Annotated in this window: 21 protein-coding genes; 6 read left to right on the top strand and 15 right to left on the bottom strand. The window is 63.8% G+C overall.

The annotated features are described in order from the left end of the window. Window positions 1-104 precede the first annotated feature (104 nt). The 4 genes from prmC to AC1DDS_RS23315 all read right to left on the bottom strand — a co-directional run bounded on the left by prmC (window position 105) and on the right by AC1DDS_RS23315 (window position 5,781). The gene (gene prmC / locus AC1DDS_RS23330) at window positions 105-968 is read right to left on the bottom strand and encodes a peptide chain release factor N(5)-glutamine methyltransferase (RefSeq protein ID WP_477481032.1); all 864 of its coding nucleotides are present in this window, start codon (window positions 966-968) and stop codon (window positions 105-107) included. 3 nt (window positions 969-971) lie between these two features. Then, the gene (prfA, locus tag AC1DDS_RS23325; RefSeq protein WP_310423973.1) at window positions 972-2,054 is read right to left on the bottom strand and encodes a peptide chain release factor 1; all 1,083 of its coding nucleotides are present in this window, start codon (window positions 2,052-2,054) and stop codon (window positions 972-974) included. Window positions 2,055-2,169: 115 nt separating this feature from the next. Beyond that, window positions 2,170-4,437, bottom strand: a complete 2,268-nt coding sequence (ptsP, locus tag AC1DDS_RS23320) for a phosphoenolpyruvate--protein phosphotransferase (protein ID WP_477481031.1) — start codon at window positions 4,435-4,437, stop codon at window positions 2,170-2,172. A 69-nt stretch (window positions 4,438-4,506) separates the two neighbouring features. Continuing rightward, on the bottom strand, window positions 4,507-5,781 hold the full coding sequence (locus AC1DDS_RS23315; RefSeq protein WP_477481030.1) for an aspartate kinase: 1,275 nt from the start codon (window positions 5,779-5,781) through the stop codon (window positions 4,507-4,509). 232 nt (window positions 5,782-6,013) lie between these two features. Between AC1DDS_RS23315 and AC1DDS_RS23310 the strand changes: the two genes are divergently transcribed. After that, on the top strand, window positions 6,014-6,415 hold the full coding sequence (locus AC1DDS_RS23310) for a YybH family protein (protein ID WP_477481029.1): 402 nt from the start codon (window positions 6,014-6,016) through the stop codon (window positions 6,413-6,415). Window positions 6,416-6,613: 198 nt separating this feature from the next. Then, window positions 6,614-7,363 carry a bifunctional 2-polyprenyl-6-hydroxyphenol methylase/3-demethylubiquinol 3-O-methyltransferase UbiG gene (gene ubiG, locus AC1DDS_RS23305; RefSeq protein WP_477481028.1) on the top strand — a complete coding sequence of 250 codons (750 nt, stop codon included), beginning with the start codon at window positions 6,614-6,616 and terminating at the stop codon, window positions 7,361-7,363. Between the two features lie 75 nt (window positions 7,364-7,438). On the opposite strand, the gene AC1DDS_RS23300 is transcribed toward ubiG, so the two are convergent. From AC1DDS_RS23300 to AC1DDS_RS23285, 4 genes are read right to left on the bottom strand one after another with little or no spacing between them, the layout of a single operon-like run. Beyond that, on the bottom strand, window positions 7,439-7,867 hold the full coding sequence (locus AC1DDS_RS23300) for a DUF1178 family protein (protein WP_477481027.1): 429 nt from the start codon (window positions 7,865-7,867) through the stop codon (window positions 7,439-7,441). A gap of 3 nt (window positions 7,868-7,870) precedes the next feature. Continuing rightward, on the bottom strand, window positions 7,871-8,719 hold the full coding sequence (locus AC1DDS_RS23295; protein ID WP_477481026.1) for a carbon-nitrogen hydrolase family protein: 849 nt from the start codon (window positions 8,717-8,719) through the stop codon (window positions 7,871-7,873). An 11-nt stretch (window positions 8,720-8,730) separates the two neighbouring features. Beyond that, the gene (gene grxC, locus AC1DDS_RS23290; protein WP_310423996.1) at window positions 8,731-8,985 is read right to left on the bottom strand and encodes a glutaredoxin 3; all 255 of its coding nucleotides are present in this window, start codon (window positions 8,983-8,985) and stop codon (window positions 8,731-8,733) included. Window positions 8,986-9,024: 39 nt separating this feature from the next. Continuing rightward, window positions 9,025-9,777 (bottom strand): ComF family protein, encoded by a 753-nt coding sequence (locus tag AC1DDS_RS23285; protein ID WP_477481036.1) that lies wholly within the window; start codon window positions 9,775-9,777, stop codon window positions 9,025-9,027. A gap of 112 nt (window positions 9,778-9,889) precedes the next feature. Here AC1DDS_RS23285 and AC1DDS_RS23280 point away from each other — a divergent pair, with 112 nt between their 5' ends. Continuing rightward, entirely contained in the window at window positions 9,890-10,759 is an 870-nt protein-coding gene (locus AC1DDS_RS23280; protein WP_477481025.1) for a methyltransferase domain-containing protein, read from the top strand. Window positions 10,760-10,787: 28 nt separating this feature from the next. Here the strand turns inward: AC1DDS_RS23280 and AC1DDS_RS23275 are convergent, their stop codons facing one another. The 6 genes from AC1DDS_RS23275 to AC1DDS_RS23250 all read right to left on the bottom strand — a co-directional run bounded on the left by AC1DDS_RS23275 (window position 10,788) and on the right by AC1DDS_RS23250 (window position 14,977). Then, complete coding sequence (locus tag AC1DDS_RS23275) at window positions 10,788-10,958, bottom strand: Flp family type IVb pilin (protein WP_477481024.1); 171 nt, start codon at window positions 10,956-10,958, stop codon at window positions 10,788-10,790. Between the two features lie 62 nt (window positions 10,959-11,020). Continuing rightward, complete coding sequence (locus AC1DDS_RS23270) at window positions 11,021-11,344, bottom strand: hypothetical protein (RefSeq protein WP_310424001.1); 324 nt, start codon at window positions 11,342-11,344, stop codon at window positions 11,021-11,023. Window positions 11,345-11,549: 205 nt separating this feature from the next. Beyond that, entirely contained in the window at window positions 11,550-11,966 is a 417-nt protein-coding gene (gene mutT, locus AC1DDS_RS23265) for an 8-oxo-dGTP diphosphatase MutT (RefSeq protein WP_477481023.1), read from the bottom strand. Then, window positions 11,963-12,772, bottom strand: a complete 810-nt coding sequence (locus AC1DDS_RS23260; RefSeq protein WP_477481022.1) for a GNAT family N-acetyltransferase — start codon at window positions 12,770-12,772, stop codon at window positions 11,963-11,965. The genes mutT and AC1DDS_RS23260 overlap by 4 nt, the downstream gene beginning before the upstream one ends. Before the next feature lie 17 nt (window positions 12,773-12,789). Further along, a complete protein-coding gene (argJ, locus tag AC1DDS_RS23255) occupies window positions 12,790-14,031 on the bottom strand; it encodes a bifunctional glutamate N-acetyltransferase/amino-acid acetyltransferase ArgJ (protein WP_477481021.1) in 1,242 nt (413 codons plus the stop codon). Between the two features lie 55 nt (window positions 14,032-14,086). Then, window positions 14,087-14,977 (bottom strand): peptidylprolyl isomerase, encoded by an 891-nt coding sequence (locus tag AC1DDS_RS23250; protein WP_477481035.1) that lies wholly within the window; start codon window positions 14,975-14,977, stop codon window positions 14,087-14,089. Window positions 14,978-15,209: 232 nt separating this feature from the next. On the opposite strand from AC1DDS_RS23250, the gene secA reads away from it, so the two are divergent. Continuing rightward, window positions 15,210-17,933, top strand: coding sequence for a preprotein translocase subunit SecA (secA, locus tag AC1DDS_RS23245; protein WP_310424013.1), 2,724 nt, complete (start codon window positions 15,210-15,212; stop codon window positions 17,931-17,933). Between the two features lie 33 nt (window positions 17,934-17,966). Here the strand turns inward: secA and AC1DDS_RS23240 are convergent, their stop codons facing one another. After that, entirely contained in the window at window positions 17,967-18,209 is a 243-nt protein-coding gene (locus tag AC1DDS_RS23240) for a hypothetical protein (protein WP_477481020.1), read from the bottom strand. A 125-nt stretch (window positions 18,210-18,334) separates the two neighbouring features. Here AC1DDS_RS23240 and AC1DDS_RS23235 point away from each other — a divergent pair, with 125 nt between their 5' ends. Both AC1DDS_RS23235 and AC1DDS_RS23230 read left to right on the top strand, forming a co-directional pair. Beyond that, window positions 18,335-19,744 (top strand): lipopolysaccharide biosynthesis protein, encoded by a 1,410-nt coding sequence (locus tag AC1DDS_RS23235; RefSeq protein WP_477481019.1) that lies wholly within the window; start codon window positions 18,335-18,337, stop codon window positions 19,742-19,744. A gap of 5 nt (window positions 19,745-19,749) precedes the next feature. Then, window positions 19,750-21,003: a GNAT family N-acetyltransferase gene (locus AC1DDS_RS23230; RefSeq protein WP_477481018.1), complete on the top strand. Its 1,254-nt coding sequence runs from the start codon at window positions 19,750-19,752 to the stop codon at window positions 21,001-21,003. The last annotated feature ends 9 nt before the right edge of the window (window positions 21,004-21,012 follow it).

Genomic DNA, 21,012 nt, shown 5'->3' with positions numbered 1-21,012 from the left:
GCGTATGGGCAACCTATCCCGCTTCACCGATGATTCCAAGCCTTTTCTTTGCGACATCTTGGCGCCGGCACCGCAAGTTGTGCATCTGCAACAATGCGATCGCCTCAGGCCCTGACAAAAATGAGCGCGCGATCGTTGCCGCCGAGATCCTGCGCCGCCTCAATCAGGCGGAACCCCTGCTCGCCCATCAGCACCGTGACCGGTTCCTTCTGGTCGAAGCCGATCTCGAAGCCGACGAAGCCTGCCGTGGCCAGATGGCCTGCCGCACCGCCGGCAATCGCCCGATACGCATCCAGCCCGTCGCCGCCGCCGTCCAGCGCCCGCCGCGGATCGAAACGCCGCACCTCGTCGTCGAGCCCCTCGACCACGACCGACGGAATATACGGTGGATTTGACACTATGATGTCATAGGCGCCGTCAATGCCGGCAAACCAGTCGCTCTCCACCGCCTCGAACCGGTCCGCAAGACCGTTCAGCCGGGCATTAGCCCGGGCCGTCTCAAGAGCGCCCGGCGAAATATCGGTTCCGGTACCGACGACACCGGGCACCGCTTGAACCAACGCAAGACAGATCGCGCCAGTTCCCGTCCCAAGGTCGAGAACCCGGCAAGCCCCCCTGTCGGCGACGATCTTTTGCGCCCGAGGGATCAGACGTTCGACAAGAATTTCCGTGTCCGGCCGGGGTTCGAGCGTGTCGGGCGAAAGCGTCAGCACCAGATCGAAAAACGGGCGGCTGCCGAGGATGCGGTACACCGGCTCCCTGTTCAGGCGGCGAACGACAGCACTGGCAAGCAGTTCCTGCTCCGACGTGTCCAAAGCGCGCGCACCCCCGGAGATCAGCGCCGCCGGCTCCAGCTTCAACAGTCCGCCGACCAGAAGCCGCGCCTCGCGAGCGGCATCCGCGACCCCGCCTTCGGCCAGGCGCCGGCGCACATCGGCAAGCGCATCGGCAACGGTGGCGGTCGCCATGGATCAGCCCCGCTGTTCGGCGAGTTGGGCAAGCTGACCGGCCTGGTAGTCGGCGACCAGTGCATCCACCACTTCGTCGATCTCGCCCTCCATCATCCGGTCGAGCTTGTAGAGTGTCAGATTGATGCGATGGTCGGTCACCCGCCCCTGCGGGAAATTGTAGGTGCGGATGCGCTCGGAGCGGTCGCCCGAGCCCACCTGGCTCTTGCGGTCGGCCGAGCGCTCGCTTTCGGCCCGCTGCCGCTCCATGTCGTAAAGACGCGAGCGAAGCACCTGCATTGCTTTGGCACGGTTCTGGTGTTGCGACTTCTCAGAACTCGTCACGATCAGCCCCGTCGGCAGGTGGGTGATGCGCACCGCAGAGTCGGTCGTGTTGACGTGCTGGCCGCCGGCGCCCGACGAGCGCATCGTGTCGATGCGGATGTCCTCCGGGCGGATCTCGATGTCGATATCCTCGGCCTCCGGCAAAACGGCGACCGTGGCCGCCGAGGTGTGAATCCGCCCGCTCGCCTCGGTCTCCGGTACGCGCTGCACCCGGTGCACCCCCGATTCGAACTTTAGCTTGGCGAATACGCCGCGCCCGGAGATCGTCGCGATGATTTCCTTGTAGCCGCCAGCCTCGCCTTCGTTTGCGGAAAGCACCTCGACCTTCCAGCCGTTCGCTGCGGCGAAGCGCTCGTACATGCGAAACAGGTCGCCGGCGAAGAGCGCGGCTTCCGAACCGCCCGTGCCGGCGCGAATTTCCAGGATGGCGCTCTTCTCGTCGGCGGCGTCCTTCGGCAAGAGCAGGATCTGCATGTCCTGCTCTAGCGTTTCCATGCGCGCCTTCAGATCCGGTAGCTCCATCTCGGCGAGGTCGCGCATCTCGCGATCCGTTCCCTTGTCGGCAAGCATCGCCTCGAGATCGGCGATCTCGCTCTCGGCCTTCTGGAATTCGCGGATCTTCGTCACCACCGGCTGCAACTCGGAATACTCGGAAGCAAGCCGTACATAGGTCTCCGAATCGGGACCGGCAGACATGCGCGCCTCGATTTCGCCGAAGCGGCGTTCCAGTTCGCGCATCTTTTCAACCGGAAGCTTGGCCACCGTGGAACTCCAAATTTTTGTGTCGCGCACCGCTGCACATACCCTGTGGGACGCCAAAGCCTGTGCGCGGATGTTAAAGATTGGCGGTCACCGCATCCGCGAAAGCCCAGGGTCGCTACAGCGGAATACTGTTCTCGGCGGCGAAATCCGCCAGGATCTGTCGAACCGTCTGCGTCGGCTGCGTGTCCTCGAGTGCCGCGTTCAGTACCGTCGCAAGCTTTCCGGCATCAAGGCTCAAGAGCATCGCCTTCACCGGCCCCAGCGCGGTCGCAGACATCGACACCGAACGGAACCCAATACCTATCAGCGCCATCGCCGTGACCGGTTTTCCCGCCATTTCCCCACAGAGCGTGACGGGCGTTGCATTGCGCTCCCCGGCCCGCACGATGTCACGCAGCACCCGCAGGAACGGGCGCCCGAGGTTGTCGAAGCGGTCGGAGACGCGTGCGTTGCCTCGGTCGACCGCCATCGTGAACTGGAAGAGGTCGTTCGAGCCGACAGAGACGAAGTCGACCTCTTCCATGAGCTCGTCGAGCTGCCAAAGCAGCGCCGGCACCTCCAGCATGGCGCCGAACTGCAGCTTCTTCGGCAACTGCTCACCGATCTTCGATTGCCGCTCGATCTCCTTCTGCAGCAGCGAACGCGCCTCCTTCAGCTCGGCGACTTCCGTCACCATCGGCAACATCAGCCGCAGCTCGCCGCCGGCGGTCGCCCGCAGCATGGCGCGCAGCTGGGTGCGCAGCAGCCCCGGCCGGTCCAGCGACAGCCGGATCGCCCGCCAGCCGAGCGCCGGGTTTTCCTCGTCGGTGCTGCGGAAGTAGGGAACCACCTTGTCGCCGCCGATGTCGAGGGTGCGAAACGTCACCGGCCGTCCGGCGGCCTGCTTCAGCACGCTGCGATAGAAGGCTTCCTGCTCCTCGGCCTTCGGCATGGTCGAAGCGATCATGAATTGCAGCTCGGTGCGGAACAGGCCGATGCCGAGCGCGCCCGATTCGGCCAGATGCGGCAGGTCCACCAGCAGGCCGGCGTTCATCTGGAGGTTGATCTGCTGGCCGTCCTTCGTCACCGGCTCGACCGCGACGAGCGCGCGATACTGCGCTTGGCGGCGGGCCCGAAGCCTGACCTTGTCCTCATAGGACCGCTGCAGGTCCTGAACGGGGCGCAGGTGCACCTTGGCTTCATCACCGTCGATGATGATTGCGTCGTTGTTCTCGGCGAGCGCAACCGCGCCCACCGCCTGACCGACGACTGGAATGCCCATGGCGCGGGCAACGATCACCACGTGGCTCGTGACGGCCCCCTCTTCCAGGACCAGTCCGCGCACGTTCTCGCGCGGATAGTCGAGCAGTTCCGCCGCCCCCATGGCGCGCGCCACGACGATCGCATCGTTTGGGAAACTGCTGGCGGAGAGCTTCGCGCCATAGCCGGTCAACTGCCGCAGCAGCCGGTTGGCGAGGTCGTCGAAATCGTGCATGCGTTCACGCAGGTACGGGTCCGTCAGCCGGATCATCCGCGCCTTCATCTCGCTCTGCACCCGCTCGACCGCGGCTTCCGCCGTCAAACCGTTTCGGATCGCCTCCTCCAGCTTGCGCACCCAGCCACGATCGTGGGCGAACATGCGGTAAGTCTCGAGCACTTCACGATGCTCGCCCTCGTCAGGCACGTCGCGCCGCGACAGCATGTCGTCAATGGAGATGCGCAGGCTCCCCAGCGCCTCTGCAAGCCGGCCGAGCTCGTGTTCCGAATCCTCGTTCAGAAGGTTGGTGACGACGATGCGTGGCTCATGCAGCACGACATAGCCGAGCCCGATCCCCTCGCCAAAACTGGCGCCGTCGATCGACACCGGCCGCGACAGATCGAGCTCCAATCCCGATTTGGTGAGCTTTTTCAGTTCACCGGTCGCAACCATCTCGGCGAGCACCATCGCCGTCGTTTCCAGCGCCTCGACCTCATCCTCGCGATAGGTGCGGCTCGCCTTGTTCTGCACGACGAGGACGCCGAGCGCACGGCCGGTCCGGAGGATCGGCACGCCGAGGAAGGAGTGATAGATCTCCTCGCCCGTCTCCGGCAGGTAGCGGAAGGCGGGGTGCGACTGGGCGTCGGAGAGGTTGAGCGGCTGGGCGGAGGCGGCGATCGTGCCGACGAGGCCCTGCCCCATCTTCAGCTGGGCCAGGTGGACGGCGCCCGGATTAAGACCCTCGGTGGCATAGAGCTCGAGGATGCCATCGGAACGCAGCACGTAGACGGAGCACACTTCGGCGACCATGTTCTGTGCGATCTGGCGCACGATCTGGTCCAGGCGATCCTGTGGCTCGAGCGGCTCCGCCATAAGTTCGCGCAGCCGCTTGAGAAGTACGCGCGGACCCGCGGAGAGGTCTCTCATCGCGTGGCGTCTCCCGAAAATGTACCCACTCTGGTTGTAGCCAGGCGGGCGCCTGACGAATCCCGTCTTTTACTTCTTATCGAGACCGTAGACGGAATGCAAAGTGCGGACTGCGAGTTCCGCATAGGGACCGTCGATCAGGATGGAGATCTTGATTTCCGAGGTGGTGATCGCCTTGATGTTGATCCCCTTCTCGGCCAGCGCACGGAAGGCCGAGGCGGCAACACCGGCATGGCTGCGCATGCCGATGCCGATGACCGAAACCTTGACCAGTCCGGTCTCGTGCTGGATCACGTCGAAGCCGATCTTGTCCTTCGCAGCTTCGAGCACCTTGAGCGACTTCTCCACGTCGCCGGAGGGCACCGTGAAGGTCATGTCGGTCTTCGAGCCGTCCTCGGAGGTGTTCTGGACGATCATGTCGACGTTGATGTGGGCCTCGGCGAGCGGGCCGAAAATCCCGGCCGAGACGCCCGGCCGGTCGGCGACGCGCCGTAGCGAGATCTGCGCTTCATCCTTGGCATAGGCGATGCCGGTTACGACTTCCTGTTCCACGATCTCATCCTCATCACAAATCAGCGTGCCGGGCGGGTTCAGAAGATCGCCCATGCCCGGCGCATCGGGATCCTCGAAGGACGAGCGCACGAAGGTGCGCACCTTGTGCACCATGGCAAGCTCGACCGAGCGCACCTGCAGCACCTTGGCGCCCAGCGACGCCATTTCCAGCATTTCCTCGAAAGCGATCTGCTTCAGGCGGCGGGCCTTCGGTTCGATGCGCGGGTCGGTCGTGTAGACGCCGTCGACGTCGGTGTAGATGTCGCAGCGATCCGCCTTCACCGCCGCGGCGATCGCCACGGCCGAGGTGTCCGAGCCGCCGCGACCGAGCGTCGCGACTCGGTTGTCAGGGCCAAGGCCCTGGAACCCGGCGACGACGGCGACCTGGCCCTCGCCCATGCGGCGGATAATCTCCGTGCCGTCGATGTCGAGGATTCGGGCGGCGCCATGGGCGTTATCGGTCCTGATCGGGATCTGCCAGCCCTGCCAGGAGCGGGCGTTGACGCCCATCGACTGCAAGGCAATCGCCAGCAGCCCCGAGGTCACCAGTTCCCCGGAGGCGACGATCGCATCGTACTCGCGCGCGTCATAGAACGGTGAACTGGCACCAGTCGCCTTCGGCATGCCTTGTACCCAGCCGACCAGCTCGTTCGTCTTGCCGGACATGGCCGAAACGACGACAGCGACCTCGTTGCCGGCATCAACCTCGCGTTTGACGTGGCGCGCAACATTGTGGATGCGGTCCAGGTCAGCGACGGAGGTCCCGCCGAATTTCATCACGATGCGTGCCATATCTATCTACCGGTACTGATGGGTCGCGCGGACGCGCGCGGAAAGTCGCGGGGTCTCTTAGCGGAAGAGGGGGCGGGGCGCAATGGTAAGGGGGGGCCACATTATGCGCCGTAACGACAGCCCAGCAGCGCACATCGCTCAAACTGTTGCAACTGCGGCCGGAACGGCCGAAGATCAAGCCTTCCCCGTCGAAGCACAGGCAACTGTGTACGAGCCGAACGGAGACCGCGTCATGGCAGACGATTTCCATGCCTTTATCCAGAAGCGCAAAGAGGTGGCCCGCGCCTATATCAACGGCGATACAGGCCCACTCGAGCAGATCGCCGCAACCGATTCCCCAGCGAGCTTCTTCCACCCGATGGGCCCGGTCGCAGAGGGAGCCGAGCAAGTGCTTGCCCGCTATGTCGATGACGCCACCGCGTTCGACGCCGGCGGCGAGAGCGACATCGAGATCATTCACATGGGGCACGACGGCAAGATCGGCTATTGGGTCGGCTACCAGAACGCCAAGGCGCGCCTGAAGGGCGCGGCGGATGCCGTTCCGATGCGCCTGCGCGTCACTGAAATCTTCCGGCGCACGAACGGTCAATGGCAGCTGGTGCACCGGCACGCCGACATGGCGGAGAAGGCATAGGCCAAGGCCTCAACCCGAAATGCACCGGGCAGCGCCGATGACCTCCGAATGTCATCGTCCTCACGTGAAGGGTTGCAGGGGTGCCTTCATTTTGGACTGCCGCGGCTCGGGAAAACGGGAACGCACCCTCTTGCCTGCCTCTTGACTTCCGGCCGCAACCGTCCGACTTCAAATCATAAGAGAACCACGGAGAAACCCATGAGCGAGACTGCCCGCACGACCATCGACCAGGCCGAGGTCGACCGCTTCTCCGCAATGGCCGCAGAGTGGTGGGACCCGTCCGGCAAGTTTCGCCCACTGCACAAGTTCAATCCCGTCCGCCTTACCTATATCCGCGATCTCGCCTCCGCCCATTTCGACCGCGATCCGAAGGCGCATCGGCCGCTCGAGGGCCTCAGAATTCTCGACATCGGCTGCGGTGGTGGGCTCTTGTCCGAGCCCATGGCCCGCATGGGCGCAACCGTGCTCGGCGCCGACGCGTCGGAGAAAAACATCGGCATCGCCAAGGCGCATGCGGCCGGCAGTGGTGTCGAGGTCGATTACCGCGCCGTGACCGCGGAAGCGCTTGCGGAGGCCGGCGAGAGCTTCGACATCGTCCTCAACATGGAAGTCGTCGAGCACGTGGCCGACGTCGATTTCTTTCTCACCACCTGCGCCTCGATGGTGCGTCCTGGTGGCATGATGTTCGTGGCAACGATCAACCGCACGCTGAAAGCCGCAGCACTTGCCATCTTTGCGGCCGAGAATGTCTTGCGCTGGCTGCCGCGCGGCACCCATCAGTACGAGAAGCTGGTGCGTCCGGAGGAAATCGAACGACCGCTCGCGGCCGCCGGTCTCGACATCACTGATCGTACCGGCGTCTTCTTCAACCCGCTCACCAACCAGTGGAACCTGTCGCGGGATATGGACGTGAATTACATGCTGGTGGCGCGCCGCCCGAAGGAGTGAGCGCCACGCCACCCCCGGTCCACGTACCGTTTCCACTCAAGCTTTGTAGCCCTTAGGTGGGAAGCTCCGCCGCTTTCAATTGGTGTCGTCGGGCAGAACCGGAAGCGGCGCGATCTCCACGCCCTCCTCGATCAGCGCGCGGGCCTCGTCGGCCGTCGCCTTGCCGATCAGGCCGCGCTGCTCGGCCTCACCATAATGGATCTTGCGCGCCTCCTCCGGAAAACGCTCACCGACATCCTCCGCGTTCGCCTTGATCGTGGCGACGAGGTCGCGCAGTTTGCCAAGCATCTCCTGGTTGTGCGCGTTCATGACGGCGTGGCGCTGCTCTTCCTTCTTGCGCGTCGTCGACACGGCCGGCGCCATCAGGCGCTTGGTCACGCGCGGCGATCCACAGGTCGGGCAACTGACGAGCGCCCGCTCCTTCTGCCGGTCGAAATCCGCGGCCGAGCCGAACCAGCCCTCAAAACCATGGGCGTTGTCACAAACAAGATCGTAGCGAATCAAGCTCTAACGCCTCCCTTCGGAAAGAGCGATCTCTTCCAACGTGAACGCGCGCCCGTTCTTGAGATTCGGAATCCGGTCATGAGCGGCCTTGACCGCCCCGATATCGATGTCCGCCGTGATGACGGCCTCGCCGGATCCTCCGGCGACCGAAAGCACACGCCCCCAGGGATCAATGATGATCGAGTGGCCGAAGGTCTCGCGCCCGTCTTCGTGCACCCCGGCCTGTGCGGCGGCGATGATGTAGACACCGTTTTCGATGGCGCGCGCCCGCAGAAGGGTCTCCCAGTGCGCCTCGCCCGTCTGCCGGGTAAACGCGGCCGGCACGGAGATGATCTGCGCTCCTGCCTGGGCGAGCGTCTTGAAGAGCTCCGGGAACCGCACGTCATAGCAAATGGCAAAGCCCAGCTTGCCGAAAGGAAGATTGGCAAGCTTCGACACCGCACCGGGACTGTAGACGGCACTCTCGCGCCAGCTCTCTCCGTTGTCGAGGTCGACATCGAACATGTGGATCTTGTCGTAGCTGCAAACCTGTGCGCCGCCGGGCGCAAACAGCAGTCCCCGGTTGGCGATCTTGCCGTCCGCCAGTGCGATCGCCGTCGAGCCTACATGCACATAGATGTCGAGTTCGCGGGCAAGATCGGACGCCGTCCTGGCGATCACATCATCAGCCTCGTTCTTCAGCACGGCACCCAGACCGGCGCGATCCTTCTGCACCGCACCCGTCATCTCCGGGGTTTGCACATACACCGCTCCCTGGGCGGCAGCCTGGCGCACGAGCCGGGCCATCGCCTCGGCGTTGGCCTCCGGATCAATGCCGGAACACATCTGAACGGCGGCGATCTTCACGGACATCGTCATCTCCCTCACGCTGCCAACATTGGATCGAGCTTGCCCGCGCGCTCCAGCGCGTGCAGATCGTCGCAGCCACCGACATGCGCGCCGTCGATGAAGATCTGCGGGAAGGTGTTGCGGCCAGCCCGGTTGATCATCTCCTGGCGGATTTCCGGAGCATTGGTCGCGTCGTACTCCCGATAGGCGACGCCTTTTACTTCGAGAAGTTTCTTGGCCGCGGCGCAGTAGCCGCAAAATTGCCGCGTGTAGATATCGACCGATGCCATGCCTGCAAATTCTCCGTAAGCGCTGACGGTTTCGTACCTTCATATATGGTTGCCGAGCGCCCTTGCAAAGGTCAAAACACCGATCTCCGCAGCGCCGCCGCGCTTGAGCGCGCGCGTGGCGGCCGATACGGTCGCTCCGGTCGTGTAGACGTCGTCGACCAGAAGGACACGCTTGCCGAACAGCGCTGCCTTGCCGAACGGTGTCACCGCAAAGGCACCTTGAACGTTGTCCTGCCGTGCCGCGGCACTCAGTCCAACCTGCTGCCTGGTGCGACGCGTCCGCCGCAGCGCGCCGATGACGAGCGGCTTGCCGGTCTGCCGGGCGATCGCCCGCGCAAGCTCGCCCGACTGATTGAACTTGCGCATGAACAGGCGGTAGCGATGGAGCGGCACCGGCACGATCACGTCACAAGCCTCGACCAAATCGGCGCCGGCCCGCACCATCCAGGCCGCCATCATCGGCGCCATTTCCGTGCGGTCGCGATATTTCAAGCCATGCACCAGCGTGCGCGCCAGTCCATCATGCACCACTGCCGATCGGAGGCGGGCAAAGGGGGGCGGATTGGCGATCGCATCGGCGCTCAGGATTTCCGGCCCCAGATCCTGGGAGAAGGGCATCCCAAGAACCTCGCAATACGGCCGCTCGATGAAGCGCAAGGACGACCAGCAAGGGCCGCAGATTCCGGCATGCCTTCCGACGACCACCTGACAGCCCGGGCAGGTCGGCGGATAGACGAAATCTACCAATGCCACGGCCGCTCTTCGACCGCCGCTCGCGACAATCGAGCGCATTTTGGCGAGCCCGGTTTGCGTCACGTGATTGACATTCCTATTTCCATGTCGCCTTTGCATGACAAAACTAGCGCCGGCGCTGAACGTCGGCCTCGAAGACAGGAATTGTCCATTGGAAGCGATCTTCGATCAAGCCCTGGTTGAGTCGAACCGGCTGCGCACGCTTCGGGCGCCGCCGGCGGATTTCCTGCTGAAGGTGGCAGCCGACGAGTTGGCTGAGCGGCTCGGCGTCATCGAACGTCGCTTCGATGACGCCGTGGAGATCCACGGCTACAGCGGGATTGTTGCCGACGCTTTGCAACGAACCGGAAAGATCGGGAATACCAGGCGGATTGAGACCAACATCGCTTTCGCAAGACCCGGTGATGCCTTCGTGGCGGCGCCGCTGGAACACCTGCCGCTGGAGGCGGCATCGATCAATCTTGCCGTCTCACCGCTGTCGCTGCATCTCACCAACGACACCCCTGGGGTGTTCGTGCAGATCCGCCGGGCGCTCAGGCCCGACGGGCTTTTCCTTGCCGCTATCCCGGGCGCCGACACCCTTCAGGAGTTGCGTGACGTGCTGCTGCAGGTCGAGGTCGAACTCACCGGCGGCGCCAGCCCGCGCGTGATTCCCTTTTCCGATATTCGCGATGTCGGTGCCCTGCTCCAGCGTGCAGGCTTTGCGCTGCCTGTTACGGACAAGGAGACCTACACCGTCCGCTATGATTCGATTTTTCCGCTGATGCGCGACCTGCGCGCCATGGGCATGGCCAACCCGCTCGTCGCCCGCAGCCGCAAGCCCTTGTCGCAGGCCTTCTTCATGCGTGCGGCCGAACTCTATGCCGAGCGTTATTCGGATCCGGACGGGCGGGTCCGCGCGACCTTCACGGTCATCTACGTCTCCGGCTGGGCGCCCCACGAAAGCCAGCAAAAGCCGCTCAAGCCGGGATCGGCAAAAGCAAGACTGGCGGATGCGCTCAAGGCGAAACCGCTCGATTAAATATCGCTGAGAATATTCGCGGGCGCTGTTAACCCGCGCCTCTCACATGGCCTTCCACCGTCATGAAGACGTTGGTCAGACTGTCGCTGAGCGCCATCAGCCCGCCGATCAGGCCAATGGAGACAAGAGCAGCGACGAGGCCGTATTCGATAGCGGTCGCCCCGCTTCGATCCAGCATGAGAGATTTGAATATGCGCATTGCGGCCTTGCCTCCGTTAATACCAGTGAGCTTGGCGGCGATGCCTCAGGTCGAACGATCGCTCAGCAGCCGCTTGAGACGCCGTTTCCATCGACTATGCAAACCGCGCCGGGCATTTCCTGCAACACGCTTCGGCGAACCGTGTAGCGCTTACCTTCACCGCGCTTCGGCACCGATCCGGTCGACATCATGTCGAACTCGTCCGGTGTCTGCGCCATGATACGCGTCGTCGTCTTGGACGATAGGACCGGCGTCAGGACCAGCGCAAGCGCGATCGCCGCCGTACCGAACAAGAGCGCAAGGTTGAGCACGCCGGTGCGGCCGTTTCCGGACACCGTCGTCAGTTCCTTGTCCTGAACTGCTTGCCAGAATTCGTCGTCCCGCATTCCCGTAACTCTCGATGGACCTTCATACTGACGCAAGCTCCGCCGCCGGGAACCCCGGACAACGGACGCAACATGCGCCGGTTCAAAAGTGCCACGACGCCCCACGCCAATCGGCACGGCAACGCAACAGCAAGCCCATTATTTGGACGACGGAGATAAACGATGGATTAACGAAGGCAGAGAAAGATGCCGCGGTGATGCCTTATCACAACAAATCCATCAGATAGGGGATCAGCGGCTCGTCGGCCGGCGGCATCGGATAGTCCCGCAGCATCTTCGGCTTGACCCATTTCAGCGCCTGTCCCTCGCGGCCGTGCGCCGTGCCCTCGTATCGACGGCAGACATAGAGCGGCATCAGCAGGTGGAAGTCGTCATAGGTATGGCTCGCGAACGTCAGCGGCGCCAGACACGCCACCTTGGTGGTGATTCCCAGTTCCTCGTGCAGTTCGCGGATCAGCGTCTCCTCCGGCGTCTCGCCGGGCTCGACCTTGCCGCCGGGGAACTCCCACAGGCCGGCGAGCGCTTTTCCCTCCGGCCGCTGCGCCAGGAGAATGCGCCCATCCGCATCGATCAGCGCACAAGCGGCAACGAGGAGGATTTTGCGGGAGGCTGATGGCGTCATGGCTTTTCCGGCCCACGGTAGACGTAGCGATAGACTTCGCGGAAGCCCGCCTGGCGATAGAGCGCGAGCGCGCCCTCGTTGTCGATCTCTGCTTGTACCCAGGCCCGCTTGGCGCCGCGCAGCCGGGCCCATCGCAGGGAGGAGTGCAGAATGGTCGTACCGATGCCGCGGCCACGCAACTCTGGTGCAACGGCCAGCTGCAGAACCCCGGCCAGGTCATTGTCCTGCACCGTCAGCGAGACCGCGGAGGGGCCGAAACCCGGCTCCTCGAAGATGAACAGCCCCGCCTCCGGCTTGATCGCACTGACAATCTCGGTGAGGCCGGGCTTGAGCGCCGGATCCTCACCGGCAACGCGGATGCGGGCATCGACGAAGCGACCGACGTCGCGGCTTGGCACGTGTTCCACGCCGTCGGCACTTTCCGCCGTTACGGTCTCGGTGAGGTCCACCATCATGACCGCAGTCTCGCCGATACGGGACCATCCGGCCTCGTCCATGAAAGCGATCAGCGCCGGCGGTGCAAGCGGGGTCTGGCGAACAAGCAGCCGCCGCCCGTAGTCGGAAAAACGCTTGCCAGCTTTCTCCAGCCGAAGCGCAATATCGCGCGTGTCGGATGGATCGAGCGGGTTGACGGAATTCAGCCGCTTGGACGGATGGCCGGCGGTCAGGCGGATGAGCCAGCTGCCATCATACTGGGTAGACGCGGCCGGCCAGGCACGGAAGCCGACGGCTTCGAGCCGGCGCACGCTTGCCAGATCAGCCATGGCGTTCTGCTCCCTGATGCGAGCGAGGTCAGGATTGGTCATTTCGGACACCCCGACCATCAGCTGCGATAGTCGCCGTTGATTTCGACATATTCCTTCGTGAGATCGCAGGTCCACACGGTCGCCCTGCCGGAGCCGAGGCCGATGTCGACACGGACGGCGATGTCCTGTTCCTTCATGACGGCGGAGGCCGCCTGTTCCGAATAGCTCGAATCCCGCTCGCCGTCGACGGCGACGCGCACATCGCCAAACCAGATCGCGAGGCGGTCGCGGTCGGCCATCTCCCCGGACTTGCCCACGGCCATCACCACCCGCCCCCAGTTGGCGTCTTCGCCGGCAACGGCCGTCTTGACCAGCGGCGAATTGGCGATGGAAAGGGCGATGCGCTTGGCCGCGGCGTCATTCTCGGCGCGCTCGACCGTGACCGCCACCATCTTGCGCGCGCCTTCGCCGTCGCGAACCACCTGCAGGGCCAGATCTTTCAAAAGGTCGTTCAATGCCGCCCGGAACTCGGTGAGCGCCGCATCTGCCGCGTCCGTGATCACCGGTTGCCCGTCGGCCGCAGCCGCCCCGGTGGCAAACAGCATCAGGGTGTCGGAGGTGGAGGTATCGCTGTCGACCGTCACCGAGTTGAAGGTCGGGCCGACGCCTTCGGAGAGAAGCGCCTGCAGCACGGCCGCCGGAATATTTGCATCTGTCACCACGAAGGAGAGCATCGTCGCCATGTCCGGCGCGATCATGCCGGCGCCCTTGGCGATGCCGTTGATGCGAACGGAGACGCCGCCGATCCTGGCGGTGCGCGTGGCGACCTTCGGATAGGTATCCGTGGTCATGATCGCCTTTGCAGCCTCGAACCAGAAATCCTCCTTGGCGGAGACCGCAAGTTCATCCAACACGCCGGAAAATTTCGTGGCGTCGAGCGGTTCGCCGATCACGCCGGTAGAGGCGAGAAACACCTCGCCCTCGCCGCAGCCGACCGCCTTGGCCGCAGCCGCCGCCGTCATCGCCGTGGATTCGCGACCCTTGCGCCCGGTAAACGCATTCGCATTGCCGGAATTGACCACCACTGCGCGAGCCTTGCCGCCCGCAAGGTTCTCCTTGCAGAAGTCCACGGGGGCCGATGGACACTTGGACGTGGTGAAGACACCGGCGGCAGCAGCCGGCGCGTCGAACACCATCATCAGAACATCGGTGCGCCCCTTGTACTTGATGCCGGCGGCAGCGGTTGCCATGCGCACGCCACGGACCGGCGGCATTTCAGCGTAGGATTTCGGGGCAAGCGGCGAGACGGTGGCAGACATGGCAATTCCCGTAAGCAGTGGAAGGCCCGCCGTTGTTGGCGGGCCAGTCTATGGATCAGTTCTTTTTCGGCTCCGCGGCCGGTTCGCTCTCCGCACCGGTCTGCGGGTTGTTGATCTCGTCGTAGGTCTTCTTCAGCTCCGGATCCTCGATCTCGACGGCGGCCGATGCCTTTGCGGCCTCGATAAGCGCGATATACTTGTCACGCATGACCATCTGGCGAACCTGCGGCTCGACCTGTTCCAGGGTCGGCGGGGCCTGCTTGCGCTTGTCCTCGACAAGGATGACGTGGTAGCCGAATTGCGTCTTGACGGGGGTCTTCGTGTAGGCGCCCTTTTCAAGCGCGAAGGCCGCCGCCTCGAATTCAGGCACCATGCGACCCTTGGTGAAATAGCCGAGGTCGCCGCCTTCCGATGCTGCATCGGTCGACTTTTCCTTGGCGAGATCGGCGAAATTCTTACCGCCGTCGAGGGCGACGATGATTTCCTTCGCCTCCTCTTCGGTCTTGACGAGGATATGACGGGCGCGCACCTCTTCCTGCGGCTCGACTGCGGCAATTTCCTTTTCGTAGCGGGCCTTCACCTCTTCCGGCGTTATCGCGTCGACAACGTGCTTCTTGAAATAGGCGTTGTGCAGCTCGCGCTCGGTCAGGTAGGCGACACGCTGCTTGAACGCCGCATCGTTCTCCAGCCCTTCCTTCGTCGCATCGGCAGCGAGCAGCTTCACGTCGATCAGGGCCGAGAGGGCGGCAACCTTCTTCTGCTCCGGAGGCAGGTTTGCGAGCTGCGGGTCGAGACCGGCCGTGGCGAGATCGATTTCGGACTGGCGGATTTCGACCCCGCCGACCTTGGCGACGACCGGATCGGGCTGGTCTTCTGCGAAGGCCACGCCGTGGGCAGCTGCGATCGCGATGAGCGCGACGGCTGCAAGCTTGCTGTATTTAAACATCCTCATAAACCTTTCACAGACGGCCGACTTCGGGGCGAAACGGGCACTCGAACGGTTCAAAAACACCGGAATGTGGCGGTTGTGTAACCGATTGCGCCGTTGACATCATTCGACCCCCCTCTTATCTGTCACGCAATCTCGCGTCCAGAACGTTTCCGGGCGTTTCACGCCGTTTGCGCGCATCTTGCAAGCCCCGCGAAACGCCCCCGACACCAAAGAAAGGACCATCCCGATGGTCAGCCTCGGCGGCCTCGCCCGCAAACTGTTCGGCTCGTCCAACGAGCGCCGCGTCCGTTCTTACAAGCCCCGGGTCGACGCGATCAATGCCCTCGAAGCCGAGATGAAGGCGCTTTCGGACGAGCAGCTCGCCGCCAAGACGCTGGAGTTCCGCAAGCAGTTTGCGGACGGCAAGTCGCTGGACGACCTGCTTATCCCGGCCTTCGCCGTTGTTCGCGAGGCAGCCGTTCGTGTGCTCGGCCTGCGCCCCTTCGACGTCCAGCTCATCGGCGGCATGATCCTGCATGAGAAGTCGATCGCGGAGATGAAGACCGGCGAAGGCAAGACGCTGGTCGCCACGCTGCCGGTCTATCTGAACGCCCTTGCCAGCCGCGGCGTCCACGTCGTCACCGTCAACGACTATCTCGCCCGCCGCGATGCGGCCATGATGGGCAAGATCTACGGCTTTCTCGGCATGTCGACTGGCGTGATCGTCCACGGCCTTGATGACGACCAGCGCCGCGAGGCCTATGCCAGCGACATCACCTATGCGACCAACAACGAGCTTGGCTTCGACTATCTGCGCGACAACATGAAGTATGAGCGCGTCCAGATGGTCCAGCGCGGCCACTACTACGCGATCGTCGACGAAGTAGACTCGATCCTGGTCGACGAAGCGCGCACGCCGCTGATCATCTCCGGCCCGCTCGATGACCGCTCCGATCTCTACATCACCATCGACGCCTTCATTCCGATGCTGTCGGAGGAAGACTACGAGATCGACGAGAAGCAGCGCTCGGCCAACTTTTCCGAAATCGGCACCGAGAAGCTGGAGAACCTGCTGCGCGATGCGGGGCTGCTGAAGGGCGAATCGCTGTACGACGTCGAGAACGTCGCCATCGTCCACCACATCAACAACGCGCTGAAGGCCCACAAGCTCTTCACCCGCGACAAGGACTACATCGTCCGCAACGACGAGATCGTCATCATCGACGAGTTCACCGGCCGCATGATGCCGGGCCGTCGTTATTCGGAAGGCCAGCATCAGGCGCTGGAAGCCAAGGAAAAGGTACAGATCCAGCCGGAAAACCAGACGCTGGCTTCGGTGACCTTCCAGAACTACTTCCGCATGTACGAGAAGCTTGGCGGCATGACCGGCACGGCTTCGACGGAAGCGGAAGAGTTCGGCAACATCTACGGCCTCGAGGTCGTCGAAGTACCGACCAATCTGCCGATCAAGCGCCTTGACGAAGACGACGAGGTCTACCGGACAGCGGAAGAAAAATACAAGGCGATCATCGAAGAGATCAAGGACGCGCAGAAGCGCGGCCAGCCGATCCTGGTCGGCACGACCTCGATCGAGAAGTCCGAGCTTCTCGCCGAGCGCTTGAAGATGTCGGGTGTGAAGAACTTCCAGGTCCTGAACGCACGCTATCACGAGCAGGAAGCCTACATCGTCAGCCAGGCCGGCGTGCCGGGCGCCGTCACGATCGCGACCAACATGGCCGGCCGCGGCACCGACATCCAGCTCGGCGGCAACCTCGACATGCGCCTGGAGCGCGATCTCGCCGAAATCGAGCCCGGTCCGGAGCGCGATGCAAAGCGGGCGGCGATTGTCGAGGAAGTCAAGGCGCTGAAGGAGCAGGCGCTTGCTGCCGGCGGTCTCTACGTCCTTGCGACCGAACGGCACGAAAGCCGTCGCATCGACAACCAGCTGCGCGGCCGCTCCGGCCGCCAGGGCGACCCCGGCCGCTCGAAGTTCTACCTGTCGCTGCAGGACGACCTGATGCGCATCTTCGGCTCCGACCGCATGGACGGCATGCTGCAGAAGCTGGGCCTCAAGGAGGGCGAGGCGATCGTCCATCCCTGGATCAACAAGGCGCTCGAACGCGCCCAGAAGAAGGTCGAGGCGCGCAACTTCGACATCCGCAAGAACCTGCTGAAATACGACGACGTACTGAACGACCAGCGCAAGGTCATCTTCGAGCAGCGGCTCGAACTGATGGACGCCGAGAGCCTGACGGAGATCGTCGAGGACATGCGCCACGAGGTCATCGAGAACCTCGTCAAGCTGCACATCCCCGAGCACGCCTACGCCGAGCAGTGGGATGTCGCCGGCCTCAAGGCAGGCGTCGCCCAGCACCTGAACCTGGATCTGCCGATCGAGCAGTGGGCCGCCGAGGAAGGCATCGACGAAGCCGACATCCTGGCGCGGGTCAAGTCCGCCGCGGACCAGGCCGCCGCCGACCGCGCCGAGCGCTTCGGGCCGCAGATCATGGCCTATGTCGAGAAATCGGTCGTGCTGCAGACGATCGACCATCTGTGGCGCGAGCACATCGTCAATCTCGATCACCTACGCTCCGTCATCGGTTTCCGCGGCTATGCCCAGCGTGATCCGCTGCAGGAGTACAAGGGTGAGGCCTTCGAGCTGTTCCAGGCGCTGCTGGCCAACCTCCGCCAGACGGTGACGGCCCAGTTGATGCGGGTCGAACTGGTCCGCGAGGCGGCCGAGGCCCCCGCCCCGGCCCTTCCGGATATGGAAGGACACCACATCGACGGGACGACCGGCGAGGACGACTTCGGCGAAGGCAGCGGCGGCTTCATGGCCGTCCCGGTCAACCCCGAAGACCGCGATCCGCAGAATCCCTCGACCTGGGGCAAGGTCGCGCGCAACGAGCCGTGCCCCTGTGGCTCGGGCAAGAAATACAAGCACTGCCACGGTGCGTTCGAGCAGGTCTAGGTTGCTCGAACGATCTTCCTGGATTTCAAGCGATCAGGTGCCGCCTTCGGGCGGCATCGCTGTTTCTGACCATTGTCCACATTCCGCCTCCGCCAGCGCGATCAGGTTCGCCAGGGCCGCGACCCCCAGCCTGTTCATGTGCTTGCGGCCAAGCGAGATATCGATGCGGAAGGCCAGTTCCTCGGCACTCGCGCCGATCAGATCCGACAGGCGTTCGATCCCGATCTCCTCAAGATAGCGGACCATCGTCGGCCCGATCGAAAGCGCCCTCAGCATGCGCGCCCTTTCTTGTGGATCGATCGCCATATCCCTGCCTTGTTGGTGGATACCCACCCTTTGTTAACCGTGATCTGCCAAGAGTGCACGGGTGTTTTTGTGTTTGCGTGCGGGTCCCAGTGTTCATGGCGGTCATTCAGTCGGCGGAAAAGCTGCTGCCAAGCGGACTGCGCCGCAGGGCCGCACCTGCCTTGCGCCATCTTGCCGAAATACTGTCCGGAAGTGATCCGCGAATGCGCGCCCAGCGCATGGCGATGATCGCTTTCGTCATCCGCGTCGTCAGTGCGGCCATCGCCTTCGTCTCCCAGATCGTCATGGCGCGGATGATGGGAGAGTTCGAGTACGGCATCTTTGTCTTCGTCTGGGTTTTGGTGGTCCTATTCGGCAATCTTTCATGCCTTGGCTTCCACTCCACAGTCGTGCGGTTCCTGCCCGAATACAGCGCCCGCAACGCCTTCGACGAGATCCGCGGACTGACCGCCACGGCCCGCAGCTTTGCCATGGTGTCAGCAAGCCTGGTGGCCGCCTCGGGGTTGCTCGGCCTCTGGTTGTTCGCGGACCACATCGAGAACTACTACATCATCCCCGTCTATCTCGGCCTCTTCTGCCTGCCGATGATTGCGCTCGGCGATGTCCTGGAAGGAACGGCGCGTGCCCACAGCTGGGCCGTCGTTGCCTTGAGCCCGACCTACCTCGTGCGGCCGCTGCTGATCCTGTTGTTTCTGGTCGGCGCAGTTTGGCTGGGTGCTCCTCAATCCGCGCAAACAGCGATGGGCGCCGCGCTCGCCGCGACTTATCTCACCTCGGTCGCGCAATTCTTCAACGTCACCCTTCGGCTTCGGCGTACCTACCGCCGCGGACAGCATCAAATCGAGTTCGGAACCTGGATACGGATGGCGCTGCCGATCTTCCTGATCGAAGGATTCGGCTTCCTGCTGACGAATTCCGACGTCGTGGTTGTCGGCCTCGTGCTCGACCCCGAAAGCGTGGCAATCTATTTCGCCGCGGCAAAGACGATGGCGCTCGTCCATTTCGTGCTGTTTTCCGTCAAGGCCGCCGCGGCACCGCGCTTTTCCTCTCTCTATGGCCAGGGCGATCGCCGCAACCTGGCCGCCTTTGCCGCCGAGACCGTGCGCTGGAGCTTCTGGCCGTCGCTCGCCGTCGGCGGTTGCGTCCTGCTCGCAGGTGACTTCCTGCTGTCGCTGTTTGGTCCCGCTTTCCCAGCGGGCTATGGCGTCATGGTGATCCTGTTTTTTGGTATTCTAGCAAAGGCCGCCGTAGGGCCAGGCGAGGTGCTGCTGACGATGGCCGGCCAGCAGAAGCTCTGCATGGGCCTCTATGCGGTAGCGCTTGCGGCTAACCTCGGCCTCAACATCACTCTCATTCCGGTCTTTGGCATCATGGGCGCCGCCTTCGCCACAGCCGGCGCGATGGCAATCGAGGCTCTGCTCCTGTTCGCCGCCGTGCGCCGCACGCTGGATATTTCCCTCTTCGCGTTCGCCGCGCCAGCGCAGGCAGCGGCAGGACAGGATTGACTGACATGGCATTCATTTCGAGATCGAGCAACGATGCAGTGGGTACGCCGCCCGGCGGGGCGCCGCAGGCGCCGGCGGCCGAGCACCGCATCCCGATCGGTCGCCCCGGCCGCTCGCTCTCGCTGTACCCGGCGGTCGCCGGTTATGACCTGCAGCAGGAACTCGACTTCCTCGCCAATCGCGCGCTGGAGCCGAATGTCTTCTTCACCGGTCGCTTTCTCGCGCCTGCCATGCCGCGCCTCGAAGATCGCACGGTGCGCCTGTCGCTGATCCGCGACGAGGACGGGCGACGCAGCCGCATCCGCTTGCTGATGCCCTTCTCCGTCGAAAAGCCCGGCTTCTCCGTGGGAACGGGCATCATCCGCGCCTGGTCCAACCCTTTTGGCCCTCTGGGCACACCACTGGTCGACACGGAGGACGCCGCCGAAACCATCGACAATCTCTACGAGGCACTGGCTACCTCCGGAAATGGCTTGCCGCCCGTTCTGGTGCTGCCCGACCTGCGGCTGGACGGCGCCTTTGCGACGCTCGCCCGCGCCGTCGCGATCGGCCGAAACCTGCCGCTGACGGTAACGGGCACGTACCAGCGTCCGATGCTGGAGAGCCTTCTGGATGGCCCGACCTACCTGAAGCGTGCCATCTCGACGCAGCATTTCCGGGAACTGCAGCGTCAGTGGCGAAAGCTCGAGGAAATGGGAAAGCTCGTCTACAATGTCGCCCGGCAGCCGGCCGAAATCCGACTGCGGATGGAGCAATTCCTGCTGCTGGAGGCGGCGGGATGGAAGGGCCGTGGCCGCACGGCCATGATCAACGACCGCTACCGCGCCGCCTTTGCGCGCGAAGCCATCACCAACCTCGCCGAGACCGACAGTGTTCGCATTCATACGCTCGACTTCGATGGCAAGGCGATCGCCTCGATGATCGTGTTTCTCGCCGGTGGCGAGGCCTATACCTGGAAGACGGCCTATGACGAGGCCTTTGCCCGCTTCTCGCCTGGCAAGCTGCTTGTGGCCCAGCTCACCGAGTGGCACCTCGACGATGCGAACATCGTCCGCTCCGATTCCTGCGCCGTTCCGGACCACCCCGTGATGAGCCGCTTCTGGGAAGAGCGCGAGGAGATGGGAACGCTGGTCATCGGCCTGCAGCAGAACCGCGACCGCGACGTCCGCCAGGTGGCGACGCAACTGCATCTGTACCGCAACACCCGCAACGTCGCCCGCCTGCTGCGCGACAAGATCCGCGCGTTGGCGAAGCGCTAGGCGGCACCG

It is taken from the genome of Mycoplana sp. 10N416 (assembly GCF_056394765.1).
The sequence above is the reverse complement of the archived record's forward strand: the minus strand, read 5'-3'. Positions and strand labels throughout refer to the sequence as shown.

Excerpts from the sequence above, each read along its gene's own strand:
- argJ (WP_477481021.1), bottom strand. The coding sequence starts at position 14,031 with ATGTCTGCCACCGTCTCGCCGCTTGCCCCGAAATCCTACGCTGAAATG.
- AC1DDS_RS23285 (WP_477481036.1), bottom strand. The coding sequence starts at position 9,777 with ATGCGCTCGATTGTCGCGAGCGGCGGTCGAAGAGCGGCCGTGGCATTG.
- AC1DDS_RS23230 (WP_477481018.1), top strand. The coding sequence starts at position 19,750 with ATGGCATTCATTTCGAGATCGAGCAACGATGCAGTGGGTACGCCGCCC.
- prmC (WP_477481032.1), bottom strand. The coding sequence starts at position 968 with ATGGCGACCGCCACCGTTGCCGATGCGCTTGCCGATGTGCGCCGGCGC.
- AC1DDS_RS23310 (WP_477481029.1), top strand. The coding sequence starts at position 6,014 with ATGGCAGACGATTTCCATGCCTTTATCCAGAAGCGCAAAGAGGTGGCC.
- AC1DDS_RS23250 (WP_477481035.1), bottom strand. The coding sequence starts at position 14,977 with ATGTTTAAATACAGCAAGCTTGCAGCCGTCGCGCTCATCGCGATCGCA.
- AC1DDS_RS23275 (WP_477481024.1), bottom strand. The coding sequence starts at position 10,958 with ATGCGCATATTCAAATCTCTCATGCTGGATCGAAGCGGGGCGACCGCT.
- AC1DDS_RS23235 (WP_477481019.1), top strand. The coding sequence starts at position 18,335 with ATGGCGGTCATTCAGTCGGCGGAAAAGCTGCTGCCAAGCGGACTGCGC.
- ubiG (WP_477481028.1), top strand. The coding sequence starts at position 6,614 with ATGAGCGAGACTGCCCGCACGACCATCGACCAGGCCGAGGTCGACCGC.
- AC1DDS_RS23260 (WP_477481022.1), bottom strand. The coding sequence starts at position 12,772 with ATGACCAATCCTGACCTCGCTCGCATCAGGGAGCAGAACGCCATGGCT.
- secA (WP_310424013.1), top strand. The coding sequence starts at position 15,210 with ATGGTCAGCCTCGGCGGCCTCGCCCGCAAACTGTTCGGCTCGTCCAAC.
- mutT (WP_477481023.1), bottom strand. The coding sequence starts at position 11,966 with ATGACGCCATCAGCCTCCCGCAAAATCCTCCTCGTTGCCGCTTGTGCG.
- ptsP (WP_477481031.1), bottom strand. The coding sequence starts at position 4,437 with ATGAGAGACCTCTCCGCGGGTCCGCGCGTACTTCTCAAGCGGCTGCGC.
- grxC (WP_310423996.1), bottom strand. The coding sequence starts at position 8,985 with ATGGCATCGGTCGATATCTACACGCGGCAATTTTGCGGCTACTGCGCC.
- AC1DDS_RS23295 (WP_477481026.1), bottom strand. The coding sequence starts at position 8,719 with ATGTCCGTGAAGATCGCCGCCGTTCAGATGTGTTCCGGCATTGATCCG.
- AC1DDS_RS23270 (WP_310424001.1), bottom strand. The coding sequence starts at position 11,344 with ATGCGGGACGACGAATTCTGGCAAGCAGTTCAGGACAAGGAACTGACG.
- AC1DDS_RS23240 (WP_477481020.1), bottom strand. The coding sequence starts at position 18,209 with ATGCTGAGGGCGCTTTCGATCGGGCCGACGATGGTCCGCTATCTTGAG.
- AC1DDS_RS23315 (WP_477481030.1), bottom strand. The coding sequence starts at position 5,781 with ATGGCACGCATCGTGATGAAATTCGGCGGGACCTCCGTCGCTGACCTG.